Annotated in this window: 17 protein-coding genes; 5 read left to right on the top strand and 12 right to left on the bottom strand. The window is 57.6% G+C overall.

What is annotated here, in order from left to right:
- Window positions 1-3: 3 nt before the first annotated feature.
- Window positions 4-771, top strand: a complete 768-nt coding sequence (locus JXQ78_RS01930; protein WP_330631791.1) for a ribonuclease H-like domain-containing protein — start codon at window positions 4-6, stop codon at window positions 769-771.
- Here JXQ78_RS01930 and JXQ78_RS01925 read toward each other — a convergent pair.
- From JXQ78_RS01925 to JXQ78_RS01915, 3 genes are all read right to left on the bottom strand, one after another.
- Window positions 762-1,136 carry a hypothetical protein gene (locus JXQ78_RS01925; RefSeq protein ID WP_330631790.1) on the bottom strand — a complete coding sequence of 125 codons (375 nt, stop codon included), beginning with the start codon at window positions 1,134-1,136 and terminating at the stop codon, window positions 762-764. The genes JXQ78_RS01930 and JXQ78_RS01925 overlap by 10 nt on opposite strands.
- A gap of 118 nt (window positions 1,137-1,254) precedes the next feature.
- Window positions 1,255-1,554, bottom strand: coding sequence for a divalent-cation tolerance protein CutA (cutA, locus tag JXQ78_RS01920; RefSeq protein WP_330631789.1), 300 nt, complete (start codon window positions 1,552-1,554; stop codon window positions 1,255-1,257).
- 1 nt (window position 1,555) lies between these two features.
- Complete coding sequence (locus JXQ78_RS01915) at window positions 1,556-1,720, bottom strand: HEWD family protein (RefSeq protein WP_330631788.1); 165 nt, start codon at window positions 1,718-1,720, stop codon at window positions 1,556-1,558.
- Between the two features lie 116 nt (window positions 1,721-1,836).
- Between JXQ78_RS01915 and JXQ78_RS01910 the strand changes: the two genes are divergently transcribed.
- Window positions 1,837-2,037 carry a dodecin gene (locus tag JXQ78_RS01910; protein WP_330631787.1) on the top strand — a complete coding sequence of 67 codons (201 nt, stop codon included), beginning with the start codon at window positions 1,837-1,839 and terminating at the stop codon, window positions 2,035-2,037.
- Here JXQ78_RS01910 and JXQ78_RS01905 read toward each other — a convergent pair.
- From JXQ78_RS01905 to JXQ78_RS01875, 7 genes are all read right to left on the bottom strand, one after another.
- Complete coding sequence (locus JXQ78_RS01905) at window positions 2,034-2,387, bottom strand: HesB/IscA family protein (protein WP_330631786.1); 354 nt, start codon at window positions 2,385-2,387, stop codon at window positions 2,034-2,036. The two genes, JXQ78_RS01910 and JXQ78_RS01905, sit on opposite strands and share 4 nt — an antisense overlap.
- A gap of 195 nt (window positions 2,388-2,582) precedes the next feature.
- Complete coding sequence (locus tag JXQ78_RS01900) at window positions 2,583-2,759, bottom strand: hypothetical protein (protein ID WP_330631785.1); 177 nt, start codon at window positions 2,757-2,759, stop codon at window positions 2,583-2,585.
- A 448-nt stretch (window positions 2,760-3,207) separates the two neighbouring features.
- On the bottom strand, window positions 3,208-3,939 hold the full coding sequence (locus JXQ78_RS01895; RefSeq protein ID WP_330631784.1) for an RNA methyltransferase: 732 nt from the start codon (window positions 3,937-3,939) through the stop codon (window positions 3,208-3,210).
- A complete protein-coding gene (locus JXQ78_RS01890; RefSeq protein WP_330631783.1) occupies window positions 3,936-4,460 on the bottom strand; it encodes a hypothetical protein in 525 nt (174 codons plus the stop codon). Before JXQ78_RS01890 ends, JXQ78_RS01895 begins: the two co-directional genes overlap by 4 nt.
- Before the next feature lie 41 nt (window positions 4,461-4,501).
- The gene (locus tag JXQ78_RS01885) at window positions 4,502-4,936 is read right to left on the bottom strand and encodes a DUF5799 family protein (protein WP_330631782.1); all 435 of its coding nucleotides are present in this window, start codon (window positions 4,934-4,936) and stop codon (window positions 4,502-4,504) included.
- A 42-nt stretch (window positions 4,937-4,978) separates the two neighbouring features.
- Window positions 4,979-5,377 (bottom strand): OsmC family protein, encoded by a 399-nt coding sequence (locus JXQ78_RS01880; protein ID WP_330631781.1) that lies wholly within the window; start codon window positions 5,375-5,377, stop codon window positions 4,979-4,981.
- 61 nt (window positions 5,378-5,438) lie between these two features.
- Window positions 5,439-6,146 carry a metal-dependent hydrolase gene (locus JXQ78_RS01875; protein ID WP_330631780.1) on the bottom strand — a complete coding sequence of 236 codons (708 nt, stop codon included), beginning with the start codon at window positions 6,144-6,146 and terminating at the stop codon, window positions 5,439-5,441.
- Between the two features lie 101 nt (window positions 6,147-6,247).
- Here JXQ78_RS01875 and JXQ78_RS01870 point away from each other — a divergent pair, with 101 nt between their 5' ends.
- The 3 genes from JXQ78_RS01870 (at window position 6,248) to JXQ78_RS01860 (ending at window position 11,259) form a co-directional block, all read left to right on the top strand.
- Complete coding sequence (locus JXQ78_RS01870) at window positions 6,248-7,012, top strand: fumarylacetoacetate hydrolase family protein (protein WP_330631779.1); 765 nt, start codon at window positions 6,248-6,250, stop codon at window positions 7,010-7,012.
- A gap of 163 nt (window positions 7,013-7,175) precedes the next feature.
- Window positions 7,176-8,978: an SLC13 family permease gene (locus JXQ78_RS01865; RefSeq protein WP_330632841.1), complete on the top strand. Its 1,803-nt coding sequence runs from the start codon at window positions 7,176-7,178 to the stop codon at window positions 8,976-8,978.
- Window positions 8,979-9,027: 49 nt separating this feature from the next.
- Window positions 9,028-11,259 carry a twin-arginine translocase subunit TatC gene (locus JXQ78_RS01860; RefSeq protein WP_330631778.1) on the top strand — a complete coding sequence of 744 codons (2,232 nt, stop codon included), beginning with the start codon at window positions 9,028-9,030 and terminating at the stop codon, window positions 11,257-11,259.
- Window position 11,260: 1 nt separating this feature from the next.
- On the opposite strand, the gene JXQ78_RS01855 is transcribed toward JXQ78_RS01860, so the two are convergent.
- Window positions 11,261-11,494, bottom strand: a complete 234-nt coding sequence (locus JXQ78_RS01855) for a hypothetical protein (protein ID WP_330631777.1) — start codon at window positions 11,492-11,494, stop codon at window positions 11,261-11,263.
- Window positions 11,491-12,546, bottom strand: a complete 1,056-nt coding sequence (locus JXQ78_RS01850) for an Mrp/NBP35 family ATP-binding protein (RefSeq protein ID WP_330631776.1) — start codon at window positions 12,544-12,546, stop codon at window positions 11,491-11,493. The genes JXQ78_RS01855 and JXQ78_RS01850 overlap by 4 nt, the downstream gene beginning before the upstream one ends.
- Window positions 12,547-12,566 lie beyond the last annotated feature (20 nt).

Raw genomic sequence — 12,566 nt, 5'->3', positions numbered from 1 at the left:
TATATGCGCATTGAAAACAGCTTCATCCCCGTTCGGGGCGTCGGCGAGGCGACCGAGCGGAAACTGTGGCGACGGGGGATCACCCACTGGGAGGAGTTCAAGCCTGGCGTGGTGGGTGAAACCACGAGCGAGCGAATCCAATCGTTCATCGACGACGCCTCGGCGGCCCTGTCGGACGGCAACGCACGCTTTTTTGCCAACACGGTTCCCGGCCAACACCAGTGGCGACTGTACGAGAATTTCGACGCTGACGCCTGCTTTTTCGACATCGAGACCACTGGACTGAGCCAGCACTCTGATGCAGTGACCACCGTATCGATCCACCAGGGTGAATCGACTCGCACGTTCGTCAACGATGACGATCCTGTCGTGGGCGAGGTACTCACCCGGGAAGCAATCGAGGACACGATCAACAGCGCGCCGTTGCTCGTGACGTTCAACGGCAAACGCTTCGATGTGCCCTTTCTCGAGTCCGCACTTGATATGGAAATCGACCGACCCCACGTCGATCTCATGTATCCATGCAAACAGCTCGGTCTCTCTGGAGGACTAAAACCGATCGAGCGCGAGCTCGGCATCGATCGCGGAGAGCCAGATATTACGGGTAAGGACGCAGTTCGACTGTGGCGCGAGTACGAGCGGGGTGACGACGACGCACTCACGACGCTCGTTTCGTACAACCGCGACGATACGGTGAATCTCAAGCGGCTAATGGACCACGTCGCAGAAGCACTCCACCAGAACGTGTTCGCCAGCGTCTGTCAGGGATGATCCGTCGGTTTGCGGCCTTCGGTTTCCGTCGAAACGTCGACGATAGAGATGTCGGCGATCGTCAGTGCTTCGGGGGCGTACTCTCGTGACTGTGGTAAAAACGCTCCCGTTGGCTGGAGCGTCGTTTCAATGAGCGCCTGATTGACCCCGTAGACAGTGTGCTCGTCGGGAAACGCTGACACCGCGTGGGCCGCACACCGGTGAAATAATGGAATCCACTCGGCATCGACGCGCTCGACCTCAAGCTGGAGGGTATCGCCCGCTGAGAGCGTGCATGGCCGATCGTGAAAACTACAGGTCGCAGCGCACGGATCCACATCGCTGCCGACGAACTGCCCGATTAGCTCCCGACACGGATCGTCCATACGAACACCCCTCCCGGTCGAGTATTGTCACAGAGCCGTTTCGACATGGAATAGAGTCCGGCGGGCACAGTAATAACTGTCGTGGTCAGCAACCGATAACAAATCCGACCGTTTCCGGTCAGTTGGTTGCCTCCTTACGCCACGCAGCGAACGGCTCGATCGGCGCATCCTCAAACCGCTCGATACACGGAATGTCGTACGGATGGCGCTCACAGACCGCTTCAACGAGCGGCTGATAGTTCTCGTCAGTGGTTTTTGCCAGTAGGATCACCTCCTCATCCGTCTGGACGCTGTCGTCCCACCGATAGACAGACCGGCAATCGAGCAGGTTGACACAGGCACAGTGTCCCTCATCAACGAGTTCGTATGCCAACTCCTCGGCGATCGATTCTGGACATGTGATGTACGCTGTCGGCATACTACGCTTCAAACGGGCTGTACGTGCCGTTGATGTTCCACTCGTGGATACAAAACGGATTGCCATGCTCGCCAGCAACGGTCCAGTTATCGTTCCCGTTGTCCCAACAGTCTTCACGTCCGCAGCGTTCACACCGGCGATTCTCTGGTGGAGTGATGGTCACCATACTGGAGTTGGTGTGCTCGATCTGTATCAAATCTGCGTCCAATGGGTCAGAAGCTTCTCTTTGTTCACTGCCGAACAAATCATTCCGGAAATATTTGAAAACGGGTAACAGTAACCATGGTATACAAGAAAATCACGCTCATCGGGACGAGTACGGACGGATTCGACGACGCAGTGGCTGCTGCGATCAATCGAGCCGAGCACACGCTCGACAACGTCCTCTGGGTGGAAGTTGAAGAACTGGGCGTCGAGGTTGCTACCGCCGATCCGCGTGAGTATCAGGCCGAACTCACCGTTGCGTTCGAACTCGAGGACTAGGTTCGGAATGATTCGCCACAGCCACACTCGCTGACGACGTTCGGATTCTCCACGTGAAAGCCTGCGCCCTGGAGTCCATCCTCGAAATCGAGGACGCTCCCTTCGATATACTCCATGCTCGCAGGATCGACGAACACGCGGAGGTCGTGGTGGGTGAATACGGTGTCGTCCGATTCGGGTTCATTGTCGAATCGCATGCCGTACGACAACCCCGCACAGCCACCTTGTTGTACGAACAGGCGAAGGCCAGCGACGGTTGTGTCGAGGCCTTCTCCGTTCAACAGATCGAGTGCCTGCTGTGCGGCCCGCTCGGTCACGTCGATCGTCGTCGTATCGGCCGTCGAACTCATGGGAGGTGCTACCGGATCCATCGAGTTAACAGTTTTGTACGACAGCACTGCTGTGCACAACAAGTGAGCGGTCCAGACACCACGAGCGGACGAGATGTGCGTCCGACGACGACGGGGGTTTCCGTCCCGCAGGGGGGATATTTGCCGGTCTACGACACAACCTGTTCTCTTGTGTGAAACATTCCGCTTTCGCGGTCAAACAAGTGTACCGATGGCTGTGTCGTCAGAACTCCGAGAGTTCTGACTGCTACCCAGAACCGCTAGCAGTTCTGGTGATGTTGAGGTGGATTTTCCGAGCAAGTCAAAGCCACCACAGACCTGCCGGTGGTTCTGGATGGAGCCAACGAAGGTGCGAGCGACCTTAATCGCCATGGATAGCCTATGTAGTCAAACTTACTTAATAATAGCGATAGCTATAGAATATCCGGCCTGCTATCGACAGTGGTTGGTCAGAACTGACGGTTCTGGCGACGTTCATCAGACTGAAGTCTGATGGACCAACCGAAACGCAACCATTTCGGTGACGGCCTGAAGGACGGGGGGCTCCCCTCGAAAGAAGATAGATTTATGTATAATTCGCAAATGTGTATCTACTGGGTGTGCGTAGATTGCAAGCGCAACTCGACAGTGGGATCCACTCCGCTGGTGTAATCGTCATCCCAAGGAGTCCGACGGCGTCGGCGTGGTGACGCGCGGATCCACGGCCGACAAATCATGTGGTGCCAGCCAGGAGGATTTCACTGTCTTACTGGTCGAACTCACTGGATGACGTACTCATACTGCGTGCCAGAGTCCGAGGACGGTTCGTCTTCGGCTCATTCTACTCGCGAGACGGTGGTTTCAACCGATCAGCACTGCGTCTGAGGACGCCACGGAGTGAACTCACTTCGCGCGTCGTCGGATGCGCACGGCCAAGCAGTCGACGCCAGAGCCGCATGAGTCTGTCTCGGTCGTCGCTCTCACCGAGCTGGCCGAGCAGTCGATCGAACTCCGCATGAAGCCCTTCAATGTCCTGTTCTGGTGCCCGAACGATCCGGTCGGGCTGTTGTGTCGATTCGATGCTGAGCGGACTCAGTGCATAGCAGATGACCGTCGCTGCCTGCCCGAGATTCAAGACGGGATAGGAGTCACTCGCCGGAATCGAACAGATCTCATCGAGTCGTTCTAACTCCTCGTTATGCAGGCCAACTCGCTCGCGACCGAAGATAACGACAGTTTCGGTGTCGACCGACGCGAGCGAGTCACGAAGTTCGTCTGGCGTTTTGAACGGATATCTGACGTGGCGGCGATGGTCGCTGTTCGTCGTCGCCGTCGTTCCGACGGTATGGAAATTCTCGACGAGATAGTCGAACGAAACCGTCTTTGCGTTCGGGAGCAGGTCGGTTCTGGCCTGTCCGGCAAAACCGTAGGCATCGCCGTCGGGGTCGAGTTCGGGGGGATCGACGAGATAGAGCTCAGAGAGTCCGAAGTTTTTCATCGCGCGGGCGATCGTCCCGATGTTGCCAGGCGTTTTCGCATCGACAACGGCAATGGAGATTCCCACGTCGCTCATATGTCGAGATCGTCAAGATTCACGTCGAGATCTGCGAGCGTCTCATCATCCAGCTCGGCGAGCTTCTCGTCCATCGAGGGGAGTTCCTCGGCTGGCGTCGGCGTGGGAACGTCATCCGGGTCCGTATCGACGTGTTCGAGACCATCGTAGCTGTCGGGAGCTCTGCCACCATCCGCGAACCACTGGTGGAAAGCGCTGTCGAACGTCCGCTCGCCCGTCAGAAGATTGCCGTCTTCCTCGCGGAACCAGTAGAGAAAATCGGATTCGTGTTGGTTACACAACACAACCTCGTGTAACGGTTCGCCGTACACCACACGAGCGGATCGACACCGTTGTTTGTCCGTTTCGCCGTGTATTAGCCAGCAACAATCACACGGATCGTTGACCACGACCATCAGCCGTGCGATCCGATCGCGTGTGTCCGGCGACATCTCCGTGAGTGGCCTGAATTCGCCGTTCTCATCGAACAGCTCGGACTCGTCGAATCGCCACCCGCGGAGTCCGATACTCACCTTAGTCATAAACGGACTACTCCGTGGGTGCTGAAAAACGACGCGTTTTGTCAGTCGTCAGACGCCCCTGCGAGTGCACAGACCTCCGTCCAGCGACCTTCCGCAACGAGGTGGCGCTGTAGCGCAGTGGCGTACGCGTCGGTCAGCCGTTCAGCAGATTCGCGATACGATGACTCGGTGTCATCACCGCCGCGGAGTGCGCTGGTGATCGTCTCAAGAATGCCGCCACTCGAGGGCGAACTAGTACCCATCGATCCGTGGGAATCGATCGACTCCAGTTCGCCGAGCACTGCGGGGAGTTTCTCCGTGTCGGCTATGAGCGTTGCCGACTCGGGAGTGCCAGGCTGTTCGATTTCGAATTCGGTCGCGCTCATCACTAGCCCCCACTGCTGGCGGGAAAAATCGGACTCCTCAATCTGTGCTTCGAATTCGGCATCGACCGCCATTCTGGCACCCACAATCCGATCGGTCCAGTTCTGTGTCATACACCACCATTATGGTGGCATTGATTTCAGCGTTCTGTCGGCTCAGAACGCGTCTGGCGTCACATCGATCTCCGCGTGCAGTTCGTCGCGCAGCGCATCGTGGACGTGACAGATGTCTTCTGCGCGCTCGACGATGTTTGCGATTTCCGACTCTGAGAGGTCTGCCTCGATGGCAATGTCGAACGCAACCGACGTAAGATCGTCATCGTCGTCGAGTTCGGCAGAGATATCCACCTCGACGCGTCCCAGATCATCGTGCCCGGCCTTCTGTGCACCGACACGAAGCGCCGGCACGAAACAGGAGGCGTAATCGACAACGAGCACTTCGTTCGGATTCGGTCCGTCGGAATTTGTCGCATCGATCGTCAGTTCGTACTCGCCAACACGGCTTACCGATGTGTAGCCGGACTCTGAAGTCGTGGTCGCTTCGATCGTACTCATACGTCTGAGGATTTTTGCCTGGATAGAAAAAGGTAGCTACTGCGATTTCGTGCGCGAGTGATCAAACAGTGATCGACTCGTCGCCGTCGAGAACGATCACGTCCGTTTGTGGCGTTCGTTCGGCAACTGCAGATTCGAAGTCGGAAACGTCGATTTCGATCGGTGGAAACGTGTCGTAATGCATTGGAACGACGGTTCCAACGTCGAGCCACTCTGTAGCGATCGCCGCCTGTCGGGGTCCCATCGTGAAGTGATCACCGACCGGGAGTGCAGCAACGTCCGGCGCGAGATGGTCACCGATAACTGCGTCCATCTCGGTGTGCAGCGATGTGTCGCCGGCATGGTAGAACGTCGTCGAATCGGTGGCCGAAGCCGGCTCACCGTCGCTGATGAGCACACCAACCGGAAGTCCAAGATCGTACTCGTAGGTCGTCATCGCGCCGTTAGTGTGATCTGCACGAACCATCGTCACCGTCGCATCCCCACACTCGACAGTCCCGCCGAGATTCATGCCGATTGATTCTGTGACGCCGTGTTCGGCCTCAAGATACGCACAAAGTTCGGGCGTTGCGACGACCGTTGTGTCAGTGAACGAGTCCACATCCGCGATATGGTCGGCATGGCCGTGCGTACAGACGAGATAGTCGGGCGTCGGTACGTCGGACGCCGAAAGCGACGTGTGTGGGTTATCAAAAAACGGGTCGATGAGCAGTGTGGTCGAATCAACAGTAACCTGCCATGTGGAGTGGCCGTGCCAGGTGAGTTCCATATCGGAAGCAAACGGGTCTCATTCACATTAAACCGTCCGGTTCCGGAGACAGAGCCACTGCCATCGGGCAGCTTTATTCTGATCGGGAACAACCACTGTGTATGCGTACCGTTCGATTTCGTGATCCTGCTGGCAACGTTCGTCGGGGGGAGTGGAGTGGGCATTCCGACGACGAAATTGCTGTCAGATCGCATTACGGAGGACGCGTTACCATTGGCACCGAAACCCTTCCCCCCGACGATGTGACTGTCCTTGCGCCCTGTGATCCGAGCAAAATAGTCTGTGCACTGACAAAGGAGTCAGACGAGATGGTAGACCGATCGGCCCCCTCCCGACCGGAGTTTTTTCTCAAGCCCCCGTCTGCAGTGGCTTCCCACCGCGAGACGATCGAACTCCCGCACGGAGCAGAGCGGATCACCAGCGAGCCAGCAGTTGGGGCAGTCATCTCTGAGCATTGCACCAATGTTCATGCAGAGGCCGTCGAGGACGTAATCGCGGGCTACACCTGCCTGAACGATCTCACGAACCACGCCGAACGAGGACGCGAACGGGAGTTGATTCGTGCAAAAGCATTCGACGGTGCAGCACCGATCGGCCCAGTGGTGTCCAGACCCGAAAACGTTCGATCCGACGCATCGATCTCGCTTTCGGTCAACGGCAAGTCGGTACTAACTACCGCAGCCGACCAGCTTGAATTCTCGATTGGTGTGCTCATCGAGGAGATTACCCGTCATCTATCGCTCCAGCCCGGCGATATCGTCGCAGCTGGCACGGGCGATGCGGTCGATTCGATCGAGGGGGGTGACACTCTCACACTCGAGATCGACGGGATCGGCAGGCTCGTCCACGACATCGCGACGATTTAACTGTTTTTAGGCGCTAAGTCCCCGTCCTCAACGCACGAAGCACGTAGGCCGGGGAAGTTCACGTAGCAGCGTTTTTCTGCCACGCATACATTGTCTTGTCATGTCCAATCTCGTAGATATGTCGCTCTCCGTGGGCTGGGTTGGTTCGGATGTCACCACTGGAATGCTGGTGGTTGGTGTCATCGTCCTCTGTGCGCTCGTGTTGTTCGCGACCGAGTGGCTCCCGATTGACGTGACTGCGATCGGAATCATGGTTGCGGTGATGGCACTCGAGCCATGGACACAGATCACACCACGGGAGGGAATCTCCGGATTTTCCAGTCCGGCTACGATCACCGTGCTGGCGATGTTGATGCTGAGTGGGGGCATTCGCCGAACTGGAATCGTCCAGGTCCTCGGCCAGAAACTATCGGCGTTTGCGGGGTCGGACGACCGCCGCCAGCTGCTCGCCACCATTGGGGTTGCGGGACCGATCTCCGGATTCGTCAACAACACCCCGGTCGTGGCAGTGCTGGTTCCAGTGATTGCCGATCTCGCTCACAACGGGAAAACGTCGCCATCGAAGCTGTTGATACCGCTCTCGTTCGCGTCGATGCTCGGTGGCACTCTCACATTGATTGGCACCTCGACGAACATTCTCGCGAGTGATGTGGCCGCAACGCTCGGCGAACGTCATCCCGAGCTTGAACTGCACGCATTTTCGATGTTCGAGTTCACGCACCTCGGTGTGCTAGTATTTCTCGTTGGGGCTGGCTATCTGTTGTTCGTCGCCCCAAGGCTGCTCCCCGAGCGAGTGCCACCGAGAGAAGATCTGATCGAAGAGTATGCAGTACAGCAGTATCTGGCAGACGTTGTCGTGGAGTCGGACACTCCACACGTGGGACGCACCATCCAGTCGGTGTTTGCAGATCGCAATGGGTCGGTCGACGTGCTCCAGTTGCTCAGGGGTGATCGCGTGTTTGACGGGACCCTGGAGAACAAAGAGCTCCAACCAGACGATGTTCTCAGACTCCATACCGACCGGGCGACACTCAAATCACTCATCGATTCGATCGGACTCAGATTCATCGGTCGGCCAGATTCGGCGCAGGTCCGCGAGACAGCCACCGAAGAACCCCAGCTCGTCGAACTCGTCGTACCGTCCGGTTCGTTTCTGGTTGGCGCTACGCTTTCGGATTCGGGCTTTCGTGACCGATACGACGCCACGGTGCTGGCGTTTCGGTCCCGTGGTGAGTTGATCCAGGAGCGCTTTGAGTCGATCACACTCCGGGTCGGCGACACTCTGCTCGTACAGACGGCCCCACAGAGCCTCGAACGACTGGCGCAAAACCCAGAGATCATCGTCGCGCACGAACTCGAGGAGCCCTCGTATCGAACGGAAAAAATTCCGATCGCGACGGCGATCATCGCCGGCGTTGTCATCGTGCCGGCCCTGAATATTGCACCAATACTCGTTTCTTCGCTGGCCGGCGTCGTCGCGATGATACTTACTGGAGTGCTCCACGCCGAAGAGCTGTACGACGCCGTCGAGTGGAACGTCATTATTCTGCTGGCAGGCGTGATCCCACTTGGGATGGCCCTCCAGCAAACCGGCGGTGCTGCCCTGCTCGGGAACGCTGTCGGCGCGATTGCGCCCATGTTGCCAACGGTGGTGGTCCTCTGGTTGTTCTATCTCGTGACTGGGCTGTTGACGAGTGTCATCTCCAACAACGCGAGCGTCGTGTTGTTGCTTCCCGTTGCCGTCAACGCCGCCGAATCGATCGGTGCCAGCGCGTTTGCGTTCGTGCTCGCAGTCACGTTTGCCGCCTCAACGGCGTTTATGACGCCAGTGGGGTATCAGACAAATCTGTTCGTCTACGGTCCCGGTGGCTACCGATTTTCTGATTACATCCGCGTCGGTGGCCCCTTGCAGCTGTTGCTTTCGGTCGTAACCGTCGGTGGGATCGTCACGTTCTGGGGAGTCTGAGCTGATCAAAGAGAGAAGATTGACAACGGTAGACCCACAAAACGCCCGCATGGCAAGTGCGATTGATCAGAGCACTCTCCAAACGATCGACGATGGCCGTGAAGCGTTCGGGGATGTTCTATCGAGCGCACAAAACGAGCTCCGAAAGATCTTTTTGGTGTTTGCGCTTGGCTTTGCGCTCTCGTTCTACGCGCTAATCAACTACTTCTTTCCGTATCTGAAGGGGCAGGGACTCGTCGAGAGGGCGGACGCCGTGGCCACCTCACCGTTCACCATCGTGTTGTTACAGACGAAAGTATCGATGATCCTCGGGTTGATCATCGCGACGCCGATGATTATCTGGGTGTCGCGTGACGTACTTAGAGAGCGGGGCTGGCTCCCGAAAGCGCCGCTCTCACGGCTTGAGCTCGGGCTATTGATCGTTGGTGTGATTGGATTGTTCTCGCTGGGCGTTGCGTACGCACAGTTCTTTTTCGCACCGTTGTTGTTCGAGTTTCTGGCCGAAAACGCGATTCAGTCCGGGCTGTCACCGAAATACCAGTTCGTGAAATGGTTTCGGTTTTTCATGCTGATCACGATTGGGATGGGCGTGGCCGCAGAGCTTCCGCTGTTTATGGTGTTGCTCTCCTATTCGGGGATCGTTCCGTACGAGACGTTCCGCGATAAGTGGCGCCACGCAGTGGTGGTCATCTACGCATTCGGTGCGCTGTTTACGCCACCGGATCCGTTCACGCAGGTGCTCTGGGGAACGCCGGTGTTTCTGTTGTATCTGTTTAGCCTCTTTCTCTCACGATTCGTTCTCACGATCAAATACTCAAGTGATGAGTTCGGACTGTGGAGAATCGCCGCAAAACAGTGGAACTTCATCCTCGGGAGTGCTGTGCTAACAGGCTTTGCTGTCTACTATGCGTTCGAATCTGGAATCGAATCGATCGTCAGCAGCTATCTCGCCAGCTACGAAATCGCGACGGTACCACCGATCGAATCGGTCGTTCCCATCGACCGAGAGCCGGCGATTATCGCCATAGCGGTCGGCGTTGCGCTGCTCGCTGGCTTTGCAACGTTCGTCTATCGGCTGTTCGCAACGGTTGATATCTCCGACCGGCTCGTTGGGCCGTCGCCGGCCTCTAGCGGTGATCCATCCGAGATCGACATCGGTTCACTCGATGCCAGCGCGATTTCTGTCGCCCCAAAAGAGGCGTTTCTCGCGATGGACGAGGATGAGGCGCTCGCGCACGCGAGTCACGCGATGGATAATGACAACTCGGCAAAGGCGCAGGCAATTTTGGACCGATTCGACGCGGTCGAAGAAGAACGACACCGACAACAACAGTCCCAGCAACCACCGGCCGAAGCGGGTGAGCCAGCGCCACAGGACGCCAGTGGAGCGCCAGTCCAGTCACAAGACGACGATGGTGATGTGGGATCGGTCGTCACCGGAACGACGGCCGGTGTCGTTAACTCGTTCACCGAGGAAGAGCGCACGGAAGACGACATCGGCGGATATTTCTACGACCTTCAGTTCATCCTCAGCAGTCTCACCTCGAAATCGTTCCGGATTATCGGGCTGTTCGTCGTCGTGATGGGGTCGGTGTTTACGGCGATGTATCAGGGCGGACTCAAAGTGCTAAAAAACGACTTCCTGAGCCGCCTGCCCCCCAGCGTCACGAATAGCGACGTGCAGATCGTGCCGCTGCATCCCGTCGAGATGCTCATTTTCGACGTGAAGCTCTCGGTGATCGCCGGGATTGTCGCCGTAACGCCGTTGTTGCTCTACTACATGACGCCGGCGTTGAACGATCGTGGGTTCGTCAGCGGCCGCGCAAACTGGGGCTTGCTCTCGATGTGGGTGCTCTCCTCGCTCGGCGCACTGCTCGTTGGCTCGGCGATTGGCTATATGGTTGTAGCGCCGAATATCATCTCCTGGCTCGCCTGGGACGTTATTCAGTCGAACATGCTCATCCGCTATCGAATCAGCTCATTCGGTTGGCTGGTCTTTTTCACCACAGTTGGTGTAGGCCTGCTGGCCGTCATCCCGACGACGATGGTGTATCTCCATCGCAGCGGCCTCATGCCATTCCGGGTGATTCGTAGCTACTGGCGAGAAGCAGTCGTGGCGATTATCTGTGTGATCGCAGTCGCCGCGCCCGAGGGCGTGTTCGGGATGTTGCTCTTTTCGCTCCCGGTCGTGATCTCGTATCTGATCGGGCTGATATTGCTGTGGCTCTACACGTTGGGTGGTCGTCGAGTCAGTCCGTTCCATAAAACGCGTCGGGTGTGATCTACGAGGAGTCGTCGTTCGATCGTCGAATGCCGCCCCGCTCTTTGACATTCAGAATCGTTCGCATATTGGTGTAGATGTCCTGTGTTGTCGTCGATTCCTCGGGGTCGTACAGATCTGACACCCGGTAGAGCATGGCGGCGATCTGTTCGCTGCTCTCGTCATCCCCGTTGCGAACGTCATCGGCAATCGCTCGAATGGTTGCCATCGTTTCGCGGTCGTCGTCGACGCTCATTGATCGGTGGACGTGTGATCACGGTGTTCGTTGCGCCGAACGATTCCGACGTTGTTGGCCACGGCTTCGGTTACCGACCGGAACGCACTTGCTGTGGTGGAGTCCGCCTCGAGAACGATCGGCGAGCCATCATCGCCACCCGAACGCACGCGCGGATCGAGCGGTAGCGAACCAAGAAACGGCATTTCAACCTCATCAGCGAACGATTTCCCGCCACCACTTCCGAAGATCGAGTGCGTCGAGCCACAGTCCGGACACGTGAAGGTGCTCATGTTCTCGACGATCCCTAACACTGGGGTTTCATGCTCGCCGAACATGCGGAGCCCCTTGCGGGCGTCGTCAACGGCTACCTCCTGGGGTGTCGTGACGATCACCGCACCGGCCAGTCCAACCGACTGTAACAGCGTCAGCTGGGTGTCCCCCGTTCCGGGTGGAAGATCGATGACCATGTAATCCAGCGAGCCCCATTCGACGTCGTCCCAGAGCTGGGTGAGGATCTTATGCACCATTGGTCCGCGCCAGATGACCGGATCGTCTTCGCCGACGAGAAAGTCCATACTCATCAGCTGAATGCCGAACCGTTCCGGTGGGATGATCGTTTCGTCGGCCGTCGCCTGCGGTCGCTCGTCGGCAGCAATCATCCGCGGAACGTTCGGTCCGTAGATGTCGGCGTCGAACAGCCCGACGCGAGCACCCATATCGGACAGTCCGGCCGCAAGATTCACCGCCACGGTTGATTTTCCGACACCACCCTTTCCGGAGGCCACCGCGATCACGTTGGTCACGCTTTCGAGCGCCTGTGCGTCCGGATCAACGCCCGTATCGACCGAGGCCGAAAGCGATATTTCGAGCCCAGTATCTGCGAGCGCCGAGCGAACGTCGCCTGCAATCTGTGTTTCGTGTGGCGAATACGGTGCACCCAGTGCAAGCGAGATCTCGACGCGATCCTCCGTGAGTGCCACCTCGTTTATGAGCCCAAGCGAGACGATGTCATCGTCGAGATCGGGGTCTGTAACCGCCGAAAGCCGATCGAGTACGTCCTGTCTGTCCATACGGCGGAGTACCGTTGGCC

The sequence above is a fragment of the Halocatena halophila genome, assembly GCA_027563145.1.
Taxonomy (GTDB): domain Archaea; phylum Halobacteriota; class Halobacteria; order Halobacteriales; family Haloarculaceae; genus Halocatena; species Halocatena halophila.
The sequence above is the reverse complement of the archived record's forward strand: the minus strand, read 5'-3'. Positions and strand labels throughout refer to the sequence as shown.

Excerpts from the sequence above, each read along its gene's own strand:
- JXQ78_RS01885 (WP_330631782.1), bottom strand. The coding sequence starts at position 4,936 with ATGACACAGAACTGGACCGATCGGATTGTGGGTGCCAGAATGGCGGTC.
- JXQ78_RS01875 (WP_330631780.1), bottom strand. The coding sequence starts at position 6,146 with ATGGAACTCACCTGGCACGGCCACTCCACATGGCAGGTTACTGTTGAT.
- JXQ78_RS01855 (WP_330631777.1), bottom strand. The coding sequence starts at position 11,494 with ATGAGCGTCGACGACGACCGCGAAACGATGGCAACCATTCGAGCGATT.
- JXQ78_RS01890 (WP_330631783.1), bottom strand. The coding sequence starts at position 4,460 with ATGACTAAGGTGAGTATCGGACTCCGCGGGTGGCGATTCGACGAGTCC.
- JXQ78_RS01865 (WP_330632841.1), top strand. The coding sequence starts at position 7,176 with ATGCTGGTGGTTGGTGTCATCGTCCTCTGTGCGCTCGTGTTGTTCGCG.
- JXQ78_RS01850 (WP_330631776.1), bottom strand. The coding sequence starts at position 12,546 with ATGGACAGACAGGACGTACTCGATCGGCTTTCGGCGGTTACAGACCCC.
- JXQ78_RS01895 (WP_330631784.1), bottom strand. The coding sequence starts at position 3,939 with ATGAGCGACGTGGGAATCTCCATTGCCGTTGTCGATGCGAAAACGCCT.
- JXQ78_RS01900 (WP_330631785.1), bottom strand. The coding sequence starts at position 2,759 with ATGGCGATTAAGGTCGCTCGCACCTTCGTTGGCTCCATCCAGAACCAC.
- cutA (WP_330631789.1), bottom strand. The coding sequence starts at position 1,554 with ATGCCGACAGCGTACATCACATGTCCAGAATCGATCGCCGAGGAGTTG.
- JXQ78_RS01870 (WP_330631779.1), top strand. The coding sequence starts at position 6,248 with ATGCGTACCGTTCGATTTCGTGATCCTGCTGGCAACGTTCGTCGGGGG.
- JXQ78_RS01910 (WP_330631787.1), top strand. The coding sequence starts at position 1,837 with ATGGTATACAAGAAAATCACGCTCATCGGGACGAGTACGGACGGATTC.
- JXQ78_RS01930 (WP_330631791.1), top strand. The coding sequence starts at position 4 with ATGCGCATTGAAAACAGCTTCATCCCCGTTCGGGGCGTCGGCGAGGCG.
- JXQ78_RS01905 (WP_330631786.1), bottom strand. The coding sequence starts at position 2,387 with ATGAGTTCGACGGCCGATACGACGACGATCGACGTGACCGAGCGGGCC.
- JXQ78_RS01915 (WP_330631788.1), bottom strand. The coding sequence starts at position 1,720 with ATGGTGACCATCACTCCACCAGAGAATCGCCGGTGTGAACGCTGCGGA.
- JXQ78_RS01880 (WP_330631781.1), bottom strand. The coding sequence starts at position 5,377 with ATGAGTACGATCGAAGCGACCACGACTTCAGAGTCCGGCTACACATCG.
- JXQ78_RS01860 (WP_330631778.1), top strand. The coding sequence starts at position 9,028 with ATGGCAAGTGCGATTGATCAGAGCACTCTCCAAACGATCGACGATGGC.
- JXQ78_RS01925 (WP_330631790.1), bottom strand. The coding sequence starts at position 1,136 with ATGGACGATCCGTGTCGGGAGCTAATCGGGCAGTTCGTCGGCAGCGAT.